General features: G+C 68.6%; 17 protein-coding genes, 1 tRNA gene and 1 riboswitch. Of the genes, 6 read left to right on the top strand and 12 right to left on the bottom strand.

The annotated features are described in order from the left end of the window. Positions 1-12 precede the first annotated feature (12 nt). Positions 13-1314: an extracellular solute-binding protein gene (locus ACH4EW_RS09270; RefSeq protein WP_398253677.1), complete on the top strand. Its 1302-nt coding sequence runs from the start codon at positions 13-15 to the stop codon at positions 1312-1314. 81 nt (positions 1315-1395) lie between these two features. Here the strand turns inward: ACH4EW_RS09270 and ACH4EW_RS09265 are convergent, their stop codons facing one another. Further along, positions 1396-2778: a DUF445 domain-containing protein gene (locus ACH4EW_RS09265; RefSeq protein WP_398253675.1), complete on the bottom strand. Its 1383-nt coding sequence runs from the start codon at positions 2776-2778 to the stop codon at positions 1396-1398. Positions 2779-2955: 177 nt separating this feature from the next. Here ACH4EW_RS09265 and ACH4EW_RS09260 point away from each other — a divergent pair, with 177 nt between their 5' ends. Next, positions 2956-4215: an SGNH/GDSL hydrolase family protein gene (locus ACH4EW_RS09260; RefSeq protein WP_398253673.1), complete on the top strand. Its 1260-nt coding sequence runs from the start codon at positions 2956-2958 to the stop codon at positions 4213-4215. A 43-nt stretch (positions 4216-4258) separates the two neighbouring features. Here the strand turns inward: ACH4EW_RS09260 and ACH4EW_RS09255 are convergent, their stop codons facing one another. The 4 genes from ACH4EW_RS09255 to ACH4EW_RS09240 all read right to left on the bottom strand — a co-directional run bounded on the left by ACH4EW_RS09255 (position 4259) and on the right by ACH4EW_RS09240 (position 7711). Further along, the gene (locus ACH4EW_RS09255; RefSeq protein ID WP_398254759.1) at positions 4259-4939 is read right to left on the bottom strand and encodes a DUF1707 domain-containing protein; all 681 of its coding nucleotides are present in this window, start codon (positions 4937-4939) and stop codon (positions 4259-4261) included. A 61-nt stretch (positions 4940-5000) separates the two neighbouring features. Continuing rightward, complete coding sequence (locus ACH4EW_RS09250; RefSeq protein ID WP_398253671.1) at positions 5001-5987, bottom strand: ATP-binding cassette domain-containing protein; 987 nt, start codon at positions 5985-5987, stop codon at positions 5001-5003. A 49-nt stretch (positions 5988-6036) separates the two neighbouring features. After that, the gene (locus tag ACH4EW_RS09245) at positions 6037-6918 is read right to left on the bottom strand and encodes an ABC transporter permease (protein WP_398253669.1); all 882 of its coding nucleotides are present in this window, start codon (positions 6916-6918) and stop codon (positions 6037-6039) included. Beyond that, entirely contained in the window at positions 6911-7711 is an 801-nt protein-coding gene (locus ACH4EW_RS09240; RefSeq protein ID WP_398254756.1) for an ABC transporter permease, read from the bottom strand. Before ACH4EW_RS09240 ends, ACH4EW_RS09245 begins: the two co-directional genes overlap by 8 nt. A 170-nt stretch (positions 7712-7881) precedes the next feature. Between ACH4EW_RS09240 and ACH4EW_RS09235 the strand changes: the two genes are divergently transcribed. After that, positions 7882-10284 (top strand): transglycosylase domain-containing protein, encoded by a 2403-nt coding sequence (locus ACH4EW_RS09235; protein WP_398253667.1) that lies wholly within the window; start codon positions 7882-7884, stop codon positions 10282-10284. Here the strand turns inward: ACH4EW_RS09235 and ACH4EW_RS09230 are convergent. The 3 genes from ACH4EW_RS09230 to ACH4EW_RS09220 form a co-directional block, all read right to left on the bottom strand. Continuing rightward, positions 10278-10598, bottom strand: a complete 321-nt coding sequence (locus ACH4EW_RS09230; protein WP_398253665.1) for a DMT family transporter — start codon at positions 10596-10598, stop codon at positions 10278-10280. The two genes, ACH4EW_RS09235 and ACH4EW_RS09230, sit on opposite strands and share 7 nt — an antisense overlap. Positions 10599-10638: 40 nt before the next feature. After that, positions 10639-10703: riboswitch (guanidine-III (ykkC-III) riboswitch) on the bottom strand. Between the two features lie 56 nt (positions 10704-10759). Next, the gene (locus tag ACH4EW_RS09225; RefSeq protein ID WP_327274989.1) at positions 10760-11098 is read right to left on the bottom strand and encodes a co-chaperone GroES; all 339 of its coding nucleotides are present in this window, start codon (positions 11096-11098) and stop codon (positions 10760-10762) included. Positions 11099-11159: 61 nt separating this feature from the next. Beyond that, a complete protein-coding gene (locus ACH4EW_RS09220) occupies positions 11160-11480 on the bottom strand; it encodes a DUF3618 domain-containing protein (RefSeq protein ID WP_398253662.1) in 321 nt (106 codons plus the stop codon). A gap of 129 nt (positions 11481-11609) precedes the next feature. Here ACH4EW_RS09220 and bcp point away from each other — a divergent pair, with 129 nt between their 5' ends. Continuing rightward, complete coding sequence (gene bcp / locus ACH4EW_RS09215; protein ID WP_398253660.1) at positions 11610-12077, top strand: thioredoxin-dependent thiol peroxidase; 468 nt, start codon at positions 11610-11612, stop codon at positions 12075-12077. 51 nt (positions 12078-12128) lie between these two features. Further along, positions 12129-12212 (top strand) — tRNA-Leu (locus tag ACH4EW_RS09210). Positions 12213-12266: 54 nt separating this feature from the next. On the opposite strand, the gene rdgB is transcribed toward ACH4EW_RS09210, so the two are convergent. The 4 genes from rdgB to ACH4EW_RS09190 form a co-directional block, all read right to left on the bottom strand. Next, positions 12267-12875, bottom strand: coding sequence for an RdgB/HAM1 family non-canonical purine NTP pyrophosphatase (gene rdgB / locus ACH4EW_RS09205; protein ID WP_398253658.1), 609 nt, complete (start codon positions 12873-12875; stop codon positions 12267-12269). A 21-nt stretch (positions 12876-12896) separates the two neighbouring features. Next, positions 12897-13289 (bottom strand): hypothetical protein, encoded by a 393-nt coding sequence (locus ACH4EW_RS09200; RefSeq protein ID WP_398253655.1) that lies wholly within the window; start codon positions 13287-13289, stop codon positions 12897-12899. Positions 13290-13410: 121 nt separating this feature from the next. Beyond that, a complete protein-coding gene (gene rph / locus ACH4EW_RS09195; RefSeq protein WP_398253653.1) occupies positions 13411-14148 on the bottom strand; it encodes a ribonuclease PH in 738 nt (245 codons plus the stop codon). Positions 14149-14266: 118 nt separating this feature from the next. After that, entirely contained in the window at positions 14267-14500 is a 234-nt protein-coding gene (locus tag ACH4EW_RS09190) for a glucose PTS transporter subunit EIIB (RefSeq protein WP_398253651.1), read from the bottom strand. Between the two features lie 223 nt (positions 14501-14723). On the opposite strand from ACH4EW_RS09190, the gene ACH4EW_RS09185 reads away from it, so the two are divergent. Continuing rightward, a complete protein-coding gene (locus ACH4EW_RS09185) occupies positions 14724-16034 on the top strand; it encodes a PTS transporter subunit EIIC (RefSeq protein ID WP_398253649.1) in 1311 nt (436 codons plus the stop codon). The last annotated feature ends 8 nt before the right edge of the window (positions 16035-16042 follow it).

The raw sequence follows: 16042 nt of genomic DNA, 5'->3' as shown, positions 1-16042 counted from the left end.
CCTGGAGACACCATGACCACCTCTGGCATCAGCCGGCGCGGCGCGCTGCGCGTGTTCGGCATCGGCGCGCTCGGCGCGGCCGGCGTCGGCGTGCTGGGCGCCTGCGCACCGTCCGGCGCCGGCACCTCCTCCAACGGAGGCGACACGAAGTCCAAGAACTTCGACTTCACCTCCTGGTCGCTCAACGAGGAGGCCGCCAAGCCCGCGATCGAGAAGATCATCACGGCGTGGGAGAAGGCCGAGAACTCCAGGATCCGCGCGGTCTCGTACCCGTACAACGAGTACCTGAGCCAGCTCACCCTCAAGCTCGGCGGCGGGGAGACGACCGGCGCGGTGCACCTCGACATCGCCTGGCTCGCCGCGGTCGCGCAGATGGGCAAGCTCGCCGACCTCGGTTCCGTGGCCCCGAAGGGCGGCTACACGGACGTGGCGCTGGACAGCGGCATGTACGACGGCAAGCAGTACGGCCTGCCGTGGAACACCGGCTCGATCGGCGTGATCGCCAACTCCAAGCTCCTGGAGAAGGCCGGCATCAAGAAGCACCCCACCACCGTCGAGGAGTTCGAGGACGCTCTGCGGGAGCTGAAGGGGCTGGGCGGCGGCATCGTGCCCTACGCCGCGGCCACCAAGGTCGCGCAGCTCAAGGACATCTTCCCGTGGATGCAGACCTTCGGCTGCACGCTCATGGAGGGCGACAAGGTGACCATCGGCGACGACGCCTCCGTCGACGCGGTCACCTGGTACAAGAAGCTGCACGACGCGAAACTGATCGCCGCGGACGTGGACCGCTTCGACGCACGCGCCCTGTTCGGGCAGGGCAAGGCCGCCTTCTACGACGACGCCATCATCGGCAAGGGCGTGACCGCGGCCCAGTCCAAGGACAAGACACTGGCCGACGCGATGCAGCCGATGCAGCGCCCGGTGCTGCGCTCCGGCGACACGCCGCAGGCGCTGCTGTGGGGCGGCGTGATCGCGGTCGTCAAGGGCACGGGACAGGACGCCGCGACACAGTTCGCACTGCACACCACCTCCGACCGCGCCACGGTCACCGAGTACTTCGCCTCCCGCGCCCTGCCACCGTCCACCACCGCGGGCCTGTCCGACCCGAAGGTCGCGAAGGACACCTTCACCACCGAGTGGACCGACAAGATCACCAAGACGGCGACCGGCAGCCCGTTCTGGCAGTTCGCACAGAACGCCCAGATCGAGGAGGCCGTGGCCAAGCAGGTCCAGGCCGTCCTGGTCGGCACGTCGAAGCCGAAGGACGCGATGAAGAAGGCCGGCGAGGAGATCACCGCCCTCATCAAGCGCTGAGCCGGCACGCGGCGGGTCCCGGGTCCGGTGAAGGCCGAACGGCCTTCACCGGACCCCCTCTCGTTGCCCCGCGGTGACCGGCTACGCCCCCAGCGCCCACGACACCGTATAGATCAGCAGCCCCGCCAGTGCACCCACCACCGTGCCGTTGATCCGGATGAACTGCAGGTCACGGCCGATGTGTGCCTCGATCTTCTTCGACGTCTGGTCCGCGTCCCAGCTCGCGACCGTGTCACTGATCAGCGACGTGATCTCCGCACGGTAGGTCGTGACGACATAGACCGCCGCGTCCTCCAGCCAGCCCTCCAGCTTGGCCTGCATCCGCTCGTCCTTCGCCAGCCGCGCGCCGAAACTCAGCAGTGAGGCCCGCGCGCGCAGCCGCAGCTCGCTCTGCTCGTCGTCCGCGGCCGTGATCATCATCGTGCGCACGGACGACCAGGCCGATGCGATGACCTCCTGGACCTCGCCGCGCCCCAGGATCTCCGACTTCAGCCGCTCCATCCGTGCCCGGGTGTCCGAGTCCGTCTGGAGGTCGGCCGCGAAGTCCGTCAGGAACGTGTCGATCGAACCGCGCGCCGGGTGCCCCGGCATGTCCCGCATCTCCGTGATGAAGCGCAGCAGCTCCTTGTAGACCCGCTCCCCCACCCGCTTGTCGACGAACCGCGGCGTCCAGCCCGGCGCCCCGCCCTGCACCGCGTCCATCACCGAGTCGCCGTGCAGCACCAGCCAGTCGTGTGCCCGCACACAGATCAGGTCCACCATCCTGCGGTGGCCGCCGTCCGCGACGATCTTCTCCAGCATCTTGCCGAGCCCGGGAGCGATCTCCGCCGCGTCGGCCCGCCGGGTGATCGCCTCACCCACCACGGCCTGCACATCGGAGTCCCGCAGCACCGTCAGCGCACCGCGCAGCGCGGTCGACAGCTCGGCCGTCACCCGGTCGGCGTGATCCGGCTCGGCCAGCCAGGCACCGAGCCGGCGACCGATGCCCAGGGCATGGATACGGCTCCGTACGACATCGCCGGAGAGGAAATTCTCGCCGACGAAGGAGCCCAGGGAGGCTCCGAGCTGGTCCTTCTTGGTGGGGATGATGGCGGTGTGCGGGATCGGCAGGCCGAGCGGACGCTTGAACAGCGCCGTGACGGCGAACCAGTCGGCCAGCGCACCCACCATCCCCGCCTCGGCGGCCGCGGCGACGAAGCCCGGCCAGCCGCTGACACCCGCGTTCTTCGCCCAGGTGGCGAGGACGTACACGAGCGCGACCAGCAGAAGGAGGCCCGTGGCCGTGGTCTTCATCCGGCGTACGCCGCGCCGCTTCTCCTCGTCGGCCGCGGTGTACGCGAACGAGGCGAGGGGGGCCGGGCGCCCGCCGGGCGCGGGACGGGCCGCGCCCGCCACCTGCTCCCGGGCACGCTTCGGCTGCCCCGCACCCTGTTTCCCGGGTCCGGTCCCATCGTTCCGTTCCATCCGCTCCACCCGTCCGCATACGCATCGCCCCCGGCGCCCCGTACGCATTGTCCCTACTTGACCTACTCCCGGGCCGCGCGTCGAGTTCCCGAGGCCCTGCCCCATCATGGGACCAGTCCGATTTAAGGCTGGCCGGTTCAAGATCGGCAGGCCTGACCACGAGGAGACACACCGTCCATGCCCAGGCGCCAGGGGTATGCCCCGCTCATCGCCCTCGTGGCGGGCACCGCCGCACTCGCCACCGGCGTGGTGTTCGTCGGCACCCTGCTCTTCTCCGGCTCCGGCACCCGGTCGAACCAGATCGCCGCACCCGACCAGCGGTCCGTGGCCCGTGCCCCCGCCGCCCCGGCCCACTCCACCGGCCTCTGGCTCGGCACCTGGGCGGCGGCCCCCGCCACCGGAGTGATCGACAAGCACCACGGCAGCGGCCCGACCCGGCGCACCATCCGTAACGTCGTGCACACCAGCATCGGCGGCGACGCGGCCCGCATCACCCTCTCCAATCTCTTCGGTACGCACCCGCTGGTCGTGGACCACGCCACGGTGAACAAGCGCCCCGTGACGTTCCGGGGCGCCGGTGCCGTGACCGTCCCCGCGGGCGGAAAGATCGTCAGCGACCCGGTGCTCGTCCCCGTCGCCGCCGACGCCGATCTCGTCGTCACCCTGCGCACCCCCAGCGCCGAGGGCCCCGTCACCATCCACCCGGGCGCCCACCAGACGTCGTACGTGGAGGACGAGCGGGGCACCTGGCGCACCACCGACTGGCGCTACCTCACCGCCGTCGACGTACACAACAAGACCGCCGCCGGAACGGTCGCGGTGATCGGCGACTCGCTGACCGCGGGCACCGGCTCCACCCTCGACGCGAACAGCCGCTGGCCCGACGTGCTCTCCGACCGGCTGCGCGGCCAATACGGAGTGGTCAACGCCGGCATCGCGGGCAACCGCATCCTGCGTGACGGAGGCGACAGACGCGGCGTACGGGCAAGCGCCCGCTTCGACCGCGACGTACTGGACGTCGCCGGGGTGAGGACGGTCGTCGTCGCACTCGGCATCAACGACGTGCAGCAGTTCCCGCAGGAGACCGACCCGCAGCGCATCGTGGACGCCCTGCGGTCCATGACCCAGCGCGCCCACGCACAAGGACTGCGGGTCGTCGGAGCGACACTGATGCCGTACGAAGGGTTCCGCGGCTGGACACCCGCGCAGAACGCCGTACGGGAACAGGTCAACGAACTGATCCGGGCGGGCGGGGTCTTCGACGCGGTCATCGACTTCGACAAGGCGGCCCGCGACCCGCACCACCCGACCCGGCTGCTGCCCGCCTACGACTCCGGCGACCATCTCCACCTGAATGACACGGGCTACCAGCGGCTGGGCTCGCTGGTGGACCTGCCGGCCCTGCGACACGAACGGCCTGTCTCCGGCCGGCTCTGACGGCGGGGCCCGGGGCGGCGGAAGACCGGAGGACGTCTCGGGCTCAGTCCTCGGCGCGGTCCGAGGACCCCCGGCCCTTCTCCAGCCGCGCCCGCTTCGCGTCCTTCAGCCGCTGCCTCTCCGCCTTGCTCCGCTTGCGCTCCACACCGATGCCGCCCATCAGAGCGAGCCCGGTGATCCGCACCCGCGGGGAATCCGGTGACACGACTCCCTCGTCCTTCGAGTGCTCGCCGAAGCCGCCCATGATGCCGATGCCCCTGACCTCGACATTCAGCTCCGGCGGGACCGTGACCTGCATACCGCCCATGATCGCGAAGCAGCGGACGACCACCTCGCGGTCCTCGAAGTCGGCCTCGCGCAGATCGATCTCGCCGCCGCCCCACATCGCGAACGCGGTGAACTTGCGGCCCACCGTCCAGTTCCCCCGGCGGCCGAACCCACCCCAGAACGCGAACGCACCGCTCGACGTGGCGGGCTTGCCGATCCGGTCCGCCCAGCGCACCGCCGAACCCGTCGCCGCCGGAGCCGGGGCGGGGCCCACCGGGGCAACTGCCGTGCCCGGCGCCGGAAGGTCACGGACGAGCGGTTCCAACTCCCCATGCGTGCGGGCCTTGTAGGCCGCTTCGAGCCGCTGGTCGAACTCCTCCATCTCCAGCCGGCCCTCGGCCACCGCCTCGCGCAGGGTCTCGGCGACACGCTCACGCTCGGCATCGGAGGCACGCATTTCCGGAACATTACTTGTCATACCGCGCAGCCTATTGAACGCGTACGCTCCCGTCACCGAGCTACATCCCGCCGGCCGACGCGTACATCTTCGCGATCACGGCCTCGATGTCGGGCTCCCGCACCGAAAGGTCGGCCAGCGGGTAATCCGCGGCGATCCGGGCGACCAGCGGTGCGGCCGACTCCGAGGCCGGGAAGGCCAGCCACTGGCGCGGCCCCTCCACCTTCACCGTACGGACCGAAGGCGCCGACTCCAGCCGGATCGGCGGGAGTGGGCGCTCCAGGTCGACCACCAGCATCCGCTCGCTCTCGCCCGCCTCATGCAGTCCGGCGAGCGCCCCGTCGTACATCAGACGGCCGTGGTCGATCACCATCACGCGCTTGCAGAGCTGCTCGATGTCCGTCAGATCGTGCGTGGTGAGCAGTACGGTCGTGCCGCGTTCGGCATTCAAGTCACGCAGGAATCCACGGACTTTGGCCTTGGAGACGACGTCCAGGCCGATCGTCGGCTCGTCCAGGTACAGCACCTCGGGATCGTGCAGCAGAGCCGCAGCGATATCACCGCGCATCCGCTGCCCCAGCGACAGCTGTCGTACGGGGACGTCCAACAGCTCGCCCAGATCGAGGAGTTCGACACAGCGGTCCAGATTCTCGCGGTAGCGGGCGTCGGGAATCCGGTACATCCGGTGCATCAGCCGGTACGAGTCGCGCAGCGGCAGGTCCCACCAGAGCGTGGTGCGCTGGCCGAACACCACACCGATCCGGTGCGCCAGCCTGGTGCGTTCCCTGGAAGGGTCGATGCCCGCCACCCGCAGCCGGCCGCCGCTCGGGGTGAGGATGCCGGTCAGCATCTTGATCGTGGTCGACTTCCCGGCACCGTTCGGGCCGATGTAGCCGACCATCTCGCCGCGCGCGACGCGGAAGCTGATGGAGTCGACCGCTCGCACCTGGCGGCGTTCACCGCGCATGAAGCCGGTCTTCCGGCGCACGTCGAAGACCTTTTCGACGTTGTCGAGATCGATGAAGTCGGTGTCGTTCTCGGTGTTCATCTCCGGTGCCCCTGTCCCTGCGCTCGCCTTGCCCTGCTCGGTGTGTTCGTCAACTGCCCGTGCTGCGGTACGCCCGCAGGCCCAAGCGCCAGGCCAGACCCGCAAGCAGCCAGCTCAGGCCCGCCACCACCGGGGGCAGGAACGCCACCCAGTCGGGCAGGCCCAGCGGATAGTCCCGGCCCAGCACATACAGCGCGGGCAGCCAGTTCACGAAGGCCAGTGGCACCACGAACGTGACCCCCCGCACCAGGTCCTTCGCGAAGATCGACGGCGGGTACTGGAGCAGCGTGTTCCCTCCGTACGTGAAGGAGTTCTGCACCTCGGAAGCGTCCTGCGCGACGAACTGGAACGCCGCCCCGGCCACGAACACCGCTCCGAAGATCGCAGCCCCGCTCAGCAGCATCAGCGGGATCATCGCCACCTTCAGTGGCGTCCATCCGATGTCCAGCGTCACCAGCGCGTACCCGAGGACCAGCACCCCCTGGGTGATCCGCCCCATCCTGCGCAGCGCGAACCGGTCCGCCGCGACCTGGGCGAGCACCGGCACCGGCCGTACCAGCAGCGTGTCCAGCGTGCCGTCGCGCACCCGCCGCCCCAGCCGGCCCATTGGGCCCATCACCAGGTCCGCGAGGCCGAACGCGGTGCCCGAGGCCCCGTACAGCAGCGCGATCTCCGGCAGCGTGTACCCGCCCAGCGCATCCACGTGCTGGAACATCAACAGGATCGCGACGAAGTCGAAGGCGGTCACCGCGAAGTTCCCGAACGCCGTCATCGCGAACGAGGCGCGGTAAGCCATCGTCGAGCGCAGCCACATCGTCGCGATCAGCCCGTACGCCCGGACCCCCTCGACGAGCCTGGACCGTTCGACGAACACCACCTCGGGTGCGTCCGCCGCCTCGGCCACCCCCACCGCACGCGCCGTCTCAGCCACCCTGGACCACCACCCTCCTCATCGCCACCGACTGCACCAACCGCCCCACCAGCAGCAGCGTCAGCGCCCAGCCGCCCTGGAAGGCGTACGCCTCCACCAGCCCCCACCCCGCGCTCTTGCCGAGCAGTACATCGGCCGGCACCTGGAGCAGCGACGACCACGGCAGCACCCGCGCCACATCGCCCAGCACCCCGGGGAACAGCGTCAGCGGCAGCAGCATCCCGGAGAAGAACATCCCGGCCAGCGCCGTCATCTGCGACACCCCCGCCCCGTCCAGCAGCCAGAACGCGGAGAGCGCCACCAGATAGCGGATCGCGAAACTGACCACGACACCGAGCGTCACCGAGACGAGGAAGGCGAGCCAGACCCCCGGCGAGGCAGGCAGCGCCAGATCGAAGGCGAGCGATCCCAGCAGCATCGGCACAATCCCGCGACCCAGCAGATGGAACGCGGCCCGGCCCAAATCACCGGCCATCCACCAGAGTTGGAGGTCCGCCGGTCGGTAGAGATCGATCGCGACATCGCCGGTACGGATCCGCTCGATCAGCTCGTCCTCGAAACCGCCGCCCATCATGGCGCAGGTCATCAGCAGCGCCTGCCCCAGCCACACATAGGTGAGCGCCTGGGGCATGTCGTAACCGCCGAGCCGCGGACGCTCGTCCCACAGCGCCACATAGGTGTACGCCATGATGAAACCGAAGACGGTGTTGGTGAACACTCCCGCCGCCGTCGCGGTCCGGTAAGTGGCATAGCGCCGGAACCCTCCCGCCGCCACCACCGCGTACAGCCGCACCGCAACCACCCCCATCGCCCGGGCACCCAACGGCGTTGGACACCAAAGCGCAAGACCCTAGTTCAACGGAGACAGCCGCCGCGACCGCTTTTCAGGGGTCGATCCGCTGCTTATTACACGGAAAAGGGCACTATGGGGTAACTGACCGCGGCCGAGGAGTCTGCACGGACATGAGCGACGAGCCACAGCAGCCGAGCGGGGAACACGAACCCCGGGGCCGGGACCCCAGGGACCCGTCCGCCCACGGCAGCAACAGCGGCAACAGCGGCAACAGCACAGCGCAGGACGGCGAAGCCGGCAAGGCGAAGAAACCCAAGCACAGCAAGCGCACCGGCTGGCGTCGCGCCGTCCCCACCTGGCGCATGGTCCTCGGCACCGTCCTCGTCGTCGCCCTGCTTCTGATCGGCGGCTTCATCGCCGGATACCAGCTCGTCGACATCCCGCCGGCCAACGCCAGTGCCACCGCGCAGTCCAACGTCTACCTCTACAAGGACGGCAGCGTCATCGCCCGCTCCGGCGAGGTCAACCGGGAGAACGTCGGACTCGCCCGAGTCCCGCTCACCGTCCAGCACGCCGTCCTGGCCGCCGAGGACCGCGAGTTCTACTCCGAACGGGCCATCGACATCAAGGCCACGGCCCGCGCCGCCTGGAACACCCTCACCGGCAAGGGCAAGCAGGGCGGCTCGACCATCACCCAGCAGTACGTCAAGAACTACTACCTCGGCCAGGAACAGACCCTCATCCGCAAGATCAAGGAGTTCTTCATCGCGATCAAACTCAACCGCGAGCAGTCCAAGAACCAGATCCTCGAGGGCTACCTCAACACCAGCTACTTCGGCCGCAACGCCTACGGCATCCAGGCCGCCGCGCACGCCTACTACAGCAAGGACATCAGCACGATCACCACCGCCGAGGGCGCCTACCTGGCCTCCCTGCTCAACGCCCCCAGCGCGTACGACATCGTCGTCCACCCCGAGAACAAGGCCGCGGCCCTCGCGCGCTGGAACTACGTACTCGACGGCATGGTCAAGGAGAAGTGGCTCGACCCCGGCGAACGCGCCGCCATGAAATTCCCCGTACCCGGCAAGGTCAAATCACCCACCGGGCTCTCCGGACAGCGCGGCTACATCGTCCAGGCAGTCGAGGACTACCTCACCAGCAACGAAATCATCGACGGGAACACCCTGGCCACCGGCGGCTACCGGATCACCACCACACTGGAGAAGAAGAAACAGAACGCACTCGTCAAAGCCGTCGACGACAACGTCATGTCCCAGACGAGCACAGACCGCACGGCCGACCGCAACGTCCGCGTCGGCGGCGCCTCCATCGACACCGGCACCGGCCGGGTCGTCGCCATGTACGGCGGCGTCGACTACACCAAGCAGTACGTGAACAACGCGACCCGCCGCGACTACCAGGTCGGCTCCACCTTCAAACCGTTCGTCTTCACCTCCGCCGTCGCCAACGGCTCCACCACCCAGGACGGCCGGCTCATCACGCCCAACACCGTGTACGACGGCACCAACAAACGCATGGTCCAGGGCCCGAACGGACCCACCGGATACGCCCCCGCCAACGAGGACGACATCAGCTACGGACCCATCACCGTCCGCGAAGCCACCGACAAGTCCGTCAACGCCGTCTACGCCCAGATGGCCGAGGACGTCGGCCCCGACAAGGTCAAGCAGACCGCCATCGACCTCGGCATCCCCGAGAACACCCCCGACCTCACCCCCTATCCGTCCATCGCGCTCGGCGTCGCCACCGCCAGCGTCCTCGACATGACCGAGGCGTACGCCACCCTCGCCAACCACGGCAGGCACAGCGCATACACCCTCGTCGACAAGGTCAGCAAGGGCGGCGTCGACCTGGAACTCCCCAGCGCAAACACCGAACAGGCCGTCAGCCGCGAAGCCGCCGACACAACCACCGCGATCCTCCGAAGCGTCGTCCAGAGCGGCTCCGGCACCGCCGCCCAGGGCGCCGGCCGCCCCGCCGCAGGCAAGACCGGCACCGCCGAGGAGGACAAGGCAGCCTGGTTCGCCGGCTACACCCCCGACCTCGCCACCGTCATCGCCGTCATGGGCCAGGACCCCGACACCGGTGCACAGAAACCGCTCTACGGAGCACTCGGAACAGCCCGCATCAACGGCAGCGGCGCGCCCGCCCGGACCTGGGCCCAGTACACCGAAGCCGCGCTGCGCGGCACCACGGTCACGGACTTCGACCTCAGCCTCGAAACCGGCGCCGAGGAAACCGCGCAGCCCACCGAGGAGAACTCCAGCCCCGGCAGCACCGGGACACCGTCCGAGACCCCCTCCATCACATCGCCCAGTAGCCCCGGAAGCATCCCGCCCAGCAGCCCGCCGAGCCCCGCGAGCAGTGAACCCGCCGCCGACGCGGACATCAGCGGGCCGGTCGGCGGCGGAACGGAAATCGGCGGCGCGGAGAACGGCGGCGGGTACAACGGCGACGGGTACAACACCGGCCCCCGCGGCGGGTACAACGGCGACGGGAGCGGCTACGACTTCCTACCGGGCGTACCAGGCACCCCGGCGCCGCGTCAGTGACCGGAGGTCACCTTCAGCCCCACCACGGCCACCAGCAACAGAGAGATGAAGAAGATCCGGGCGGCGGTCACCGGCTCATCCAGCACCACCATGCCGAGTATCGCCGCCCCGGCCGCACCGATACCGACCCACACGCCGTACGCCGTACCGATCGGCAGCGTCTTCGCCGCCTGGGCCAGCAACACCATGCTCGCCACGATCCCGAGACCCGTGAACACGCTCGGCCACAGCCGGGTGAACCCCTCGGTGTACTTCATCCCGATCGACCAGGCCACTTCAAGCAGACCGGCGACAACCAGCAGAACCCATGCCACGACGGCACCTCCGACAAAACAGAACAAGCGAACAACAGGGGGTGCGTCGTCTTTGCGAAACCCGGTACGGCGCGTCTCGTCGGGGTGGCTCCACCGTAGCAAAGAACAAGTAAAAGGCCTGGTGACAATGGTCACCAGGCCCCGCTCACAACTGCTACTGACTACAGATACAGCCCGGTCGAATCCACCGACCCCTCGAACCGGTCCGCCGCCACCGCATGCAGATCCCGCTCGCGCATCAGCACATACGCCACACCACGCACCTCGACCTCCGCACGGTCCTCGGGGTCGTACAGCACCCGGTCGCCCGGCTCCACCGTCCGCACGTTCTGGCCCACCGCAACCACCACGGCCCAGGCCAGCCGACGGCCGACCGCAGCCGTCGCCGGAATCAGAATGCCGCCACCCGAGCGCCGCTCACCCTCCGGCGCATCGGAACGGACCAGCACACGGTCATGCAGCATGCGGATGGGCAGCTTGTCGTCGGTGTTCTCGCTCACGCCCCGCAACCTACCTGTCCACCGCGGCTCCGCACGCCTCCGGGGTACACGGACCGCGACATCACTTCTTCCGCCGCCGCTTCGACGCCGCGAGCAGACCCACGACGCCCACCGTGAGCAGCGCCGCCGGAATCACCCGCTCCATACGCGGAGTGCCGTCCTCGGACACAAACTGCGCCTTCACGTCCGACACCGTCCGGTTCACCGCGACAAAAGCCCGCCCGGCCGCCCGGTCCACGGCCTCGGCAGCCTTGGCCTTCGCATCACCCATGATCGTCTTCGGGTGCACCCGCACCCCGATCTCATCGAGCATCACCGCAAGCTGCTCACGCCTGCTGATGATGTCCGCCTCGATCTGCGCAGGGGTCCTGGCATCCGACACTGCGCCGCCTCCGTGGTCCTCGTCCGGTCAAACCTTCATCGACAGTCTGTCAGCTTCACCGCCCACGCACCCGGCGGCACCCCTATTACGCTCGGTCCCGTACACCCCACGTGCCACCTGAGGAGAACCATGAGCGAGCGACTCCAGCCCGGCGACACCGCCCCCGCCTTCACCCTCCCCGACGCCGACGGCAACGAAATCTCGCTCGCCGACCACCAGGGCCGCAAGGTCATCGTCTACTTCTACCCGGCCGCCCTCACCCCCGGCTGCACCAAGCAGGCCTGTGACTTCACCGACAACCTGGACGTGCTCGCCGGCGCCGGATACGACGTCATCGGCGTCTCCCCCGACAAGCCCGAGAAGCTCGCCAAGTTCCGCGAGAAGGAAAACCTCGAGGTCACCCTGGTCGGCGATCCCTCCAAGGAGACCCTCGCGGCATACGGCGCCTTCGGCGAGAAGAAGCTCTACGGCAAAACGGTGACGGGCGTCATCCGCTCCACGATCGTCGTGGACGAAGAGGGCAAGGTCGAACGAGCCCTGTACAACGTCAAGGCCACCGGCCACGTAGCCAAGATCATCAAGGACCTCGGGATCTGACCCCGTACCTGTCGGCCCGCAGGCGCACCCCGGTAGCATGTCTGACAGCTTGCGGCGGTGGTGCAATGGCGACACAGCAGACTTAGGATCTGTGGCCCGTGAAACGGCTTGAGGGTTCGAATCCCTTCCGCCGCACAGTGAACGGCCTGCGAACCAAGGGACTTGGTTCGCAGGCCGTTCTCGTACCCGCTACGCCCGGCCCAGCAGCTCCCGCACCACCGGTACCAGCGCGCGGAACGCCTTGCCGCGGTGGCTGATCGCGTTCTTCTCCGCCGGGGTCAGTTCGGCGCAGGTGCGGGTGTCGCCGTCCGGCTGGAGGATCGGGTCGTAGCCGAAGCCGTTCGTGCCGGACGGGGTGTGGCGCAGGGTGCCGATCAGGCGGCCCTCGACCACGCGTTCCGTGCCGTCGGGGAGGGCCAGGGCTGCCGCGCAGGCGAAGTGGGCGGCGCGGTGCGGGGCGTCGATGTCCGAGAGCTGGGCCAGGAGCAGGTCCAGGTTGGCCCGGTCGTCGCCGTGGGTGCCGGCCCAGCGGGCGGAGAAGATGCCGGGGGCGCCGCCGAGTACGTCCACGCAGAGGCCGGAGTCGTCGGCGACGGCGGGGTGGCCGGTGGCCTTCGCGAGGGCGTGGGCCTTGAGGAGGGCGTTCTCGGCGAAAGTGACGCCGGTTTCCTTGACGTCGGGAATGTGGGGGTACGCGTCCGCGCCGACGAGCTCGTGGTCGAGGCCTGCGTCGGCGAGGATCGCGTGGAGTTCGGTGATCTTCCCGGCGTTGCGGGTGGCGAGGATGAGGCGGGTCATGTCACCCAGTATCGGTGGTGGTCAGGGTGTGCAGACCTTGCCGATCTCCTTGGCGGCGTCAGTGACCGGGGTGATGTCGACGGTGGTGTCGCCCTTCTTGATGGCGTCGCGGACGTTGGCGACGCCGGATTGCAGGTCGTCGACGGCCTTGTCGAGGTCGGCGTTGTCGGTCTGGTCGCCGAGGTTGCCGAGTTCCTTCTCGATGTCGTCGAGGGCTTCGGATGCCCAGGTGGGGTCGTCCGAGGCGTTGGAGGCGGCCTGTCGGAGGTTGTCGACGCTGGTGGCGATGGCGTCGGCGGTGCGGACGCAGTCGAGCGCCTTGTCGACGGCGCCGCAGCCGGCTGTGGCGGTGAGGGTGAGGGCGGTCAGGGTCAGTGCGACGGTGATGCGACGGCGGCGGTCGGCCTTGGCCATGGTGCGGTTCCTCCCCAGGTGCGGATATACGGACGGGCGCACGGTTCGAACCGTGCGCCCGTGTTCGTAACGACGCATTGGGGTGCGTATGTGGTTGCTTCTTTACCCGAGCCGGTCGGTCTCACTCGCCGAGGGTGCGGGCGAGGGCGTCGTTCTGGAAGACGGTGAGGTCCGCGCAGCCGGCGGTGGCGAGGTCGAGGAGTGCGCCCAGTTCCTTGCGGTCGAAGGGGGTGGCCTCGGCGGTGCCCTGGACCTCGACGAAGCGGCCGTCGCCGGTGCAGACGACGTTCATGTCGGTGTCGGCGCGGACGTCCTCCTCGTAGCAGAGGTCGAGGAGGGGGGTGCCGTCGACGATGCCGACGCTGATCGCGGAGACCGTGTCGGTCAGCGGCTTGCGGCCGTGCTTGACGAGCTTCTTGCGCTGGGCCCAGGTGACGGCGTCGGCGAGGGCGACGTAGGCGCCGGTGATGGCGGCGGTGCGGGTGCCGCCGTCGGCCTGGAGGACGTCGCAGTCCAGGACGATGGTGTTCTCGCCGAGGGCCTTGTAGTCGACGACGGCGCGCAGGGAACGGCCGATGAGGCGGCTGATCTCGTGGGTGCGGCCGCCGATCTTGCCGCGTACGGATTCGCGGTCGCCGCGGGTGTTGGTGGAGCGGGGCAGCATGGAGTATTCGGCGGTGACCCAGCCTTCGCCGCTGCCCTTGCGCCAGCGGGGGACGCCTTCGGTGACGGAGGCGGTGCAGAAGACCTTGGTGTCGCCGAAGGAGATGAGTACGGAGCCTTCGGCGTGCTTGCTCCATCCGCGTTCGATGGTGACGGGGCGGAGCTCTTCGGGGGTGCGGCCGTCGATACGAGACATGGTCTCGACCTTATCGGGTGCGGGGGTGGCGCCCGTTCGGGTGTGGCGCAGGCCCCGTCCGGGCGGGCAGGGCCTGTGCGGTGCTGGGCTTTGGCTCGGCAGGGGATTCGCCGGCTGGTCACATCATGTCTTCGATGTCGGCGGCGATGGGGTCGGCGTCGGTACCGATGACGACCTGGATCGCGGTTCCCATCTTGACGACACCGTGGGCTCCGGCGGCCTTGAGCGCGACTTCGTCGACCTTGCTGGGGTCGTGGACCTCGGTGCGCAGGCGCGTGATGCAGCCTTCGATCTCGTCGATGTTGTCGATACCGCCGAGCCCGGCGACGATCTTCTCAGCCTTGCTGGCCATGGCCTTCTCCCTGGTTGTTCATATGCGTGTGACGGCCCACCATGGGTCCGTTTCGTCACCGTAACGCACGTTTGGCCCAGCTTCGCGAGCGAGCGGCTGACCGGTCCTCAAAGATGACGATCATCGGCACCCTGTCTTCCGGACGGGTTACGCGCCACACCCCAATTGGTCTACACCAGTTTGCCACGACCGCCGACCGCGCCTTTGTTCCGGGAGGACGCCGATGAGCTCGAGCAGCGCCGCAGTGCCCCAGAAGACGTGGTGGAACACCTTCTTCCAAGGTCTTCAGAAGATGGGACGCAGCCTCCAGCTCCCGATCGCCGTCCTGCCGGCGGCAGGCATTCTCAACCGGCTGGGCCAGCCGGACGTATTCGGTGACAAGGGTCTGGGCTGGGGCAATGTCGCCAAGGTGTTCGCCGCCGCGGGTGGCGCGCTGCTCGACTCGGGGCTCGGCCTCCCGTTGCTGTTCTGCGTCGGTGTGGCGATCGGCATGGCGAAGAAGTCGGACGGCTCGACCGCACTCGCGGCGGTGGCCGGCTTCCTTGTCTATTACGCGGTGCTGCACGCCTTCCCGGTGGACTGCGCACCGGGTTCGACGTTCACTTCCGGCGGCACCTGGTTCGGCACCTGCGTCACCAAGGACGCCAAGGTCACGGCCGCCCAGTATCAGAATCCCGGGGTGTTCGGCGGCATTGTGATGGGCCTGCTGTCCGCCTGGTTCTGGCAGCGGTACCACCGGGTCAAGCTGGTGGACTGGCTGGGCTTCTTCAACGGCCGCCGGCTCGTCCCCATCATCATGGCGTTCGTCGGCCTCTGCTTCGCGGCGCTCTGCGCGTGGCTCTGGCAGCCGATCGGCGACGGTCTGACCAGCTTCTCCAAGTGGCTGGTGGGCCTGGACTGGGTGGGCTCCGGCATCTTCGGTGTCGCCAACCGCGCGCTGCTGGTCATTGGCCTCCACCAGTTCCTGAACACATTCGTCTGGTTCCAGTTCGGCGACTTCATCAAGCCGGACGGCACGGTCGTGCACGGTGACATCAACCGGTTCCTGGCGGGCGACCCGACGGCCGGTCAGTTCACCTCGGGCTTCTTCCCGATCATGATGTTCGCCCTGCCGGCGGCGGCGCTGGCGATCCACCACTGCGCCAAGCCGCATCGCCGGAAGGCGGTCGGCGGCATGATGCTCTCGGTCGGCCTGACGTCCTTCGTGACGGGGATCACCGAGCCGATCGAGTACTCGTTCCTCTTCGTCGCACCGCTGCTGTACGCGATCCACGTGGTGCTCACCGGTGTCTCGATGGCGGTGACCTGGGCGATCGGCGTCAAGGACGGCTTCAGTTTCTCCGCGGGCCTGATCGACTACGTCATCAACTGGAGCCTGGCGACCGAGCCATGGCTGATCATTCCGATCGGTCTGGCCTTCGCCGTCGCGTACTACGTGATCTTCCGGTTCGCCATCACCCGATTCGATCTCCAGACTCCGGGCCGGGAGCCCGATGAGCTGGAGGCGGAGATCGAGAGGAACCTCACGAAATAGCGAACGCG

The organism is Streptomyces sp. NPDC018000 (assembly GCF_044328025.1).
GTDB lineage: Bacteria > Actinomycetota > Actinomycetes > Streptomycetales > Streptomycetaceae > Streptomyces.
Note: the sequence above shows the minus strand (reverse complement) of the source record. Positions and strands in the feature narration are given on the sequence as shown.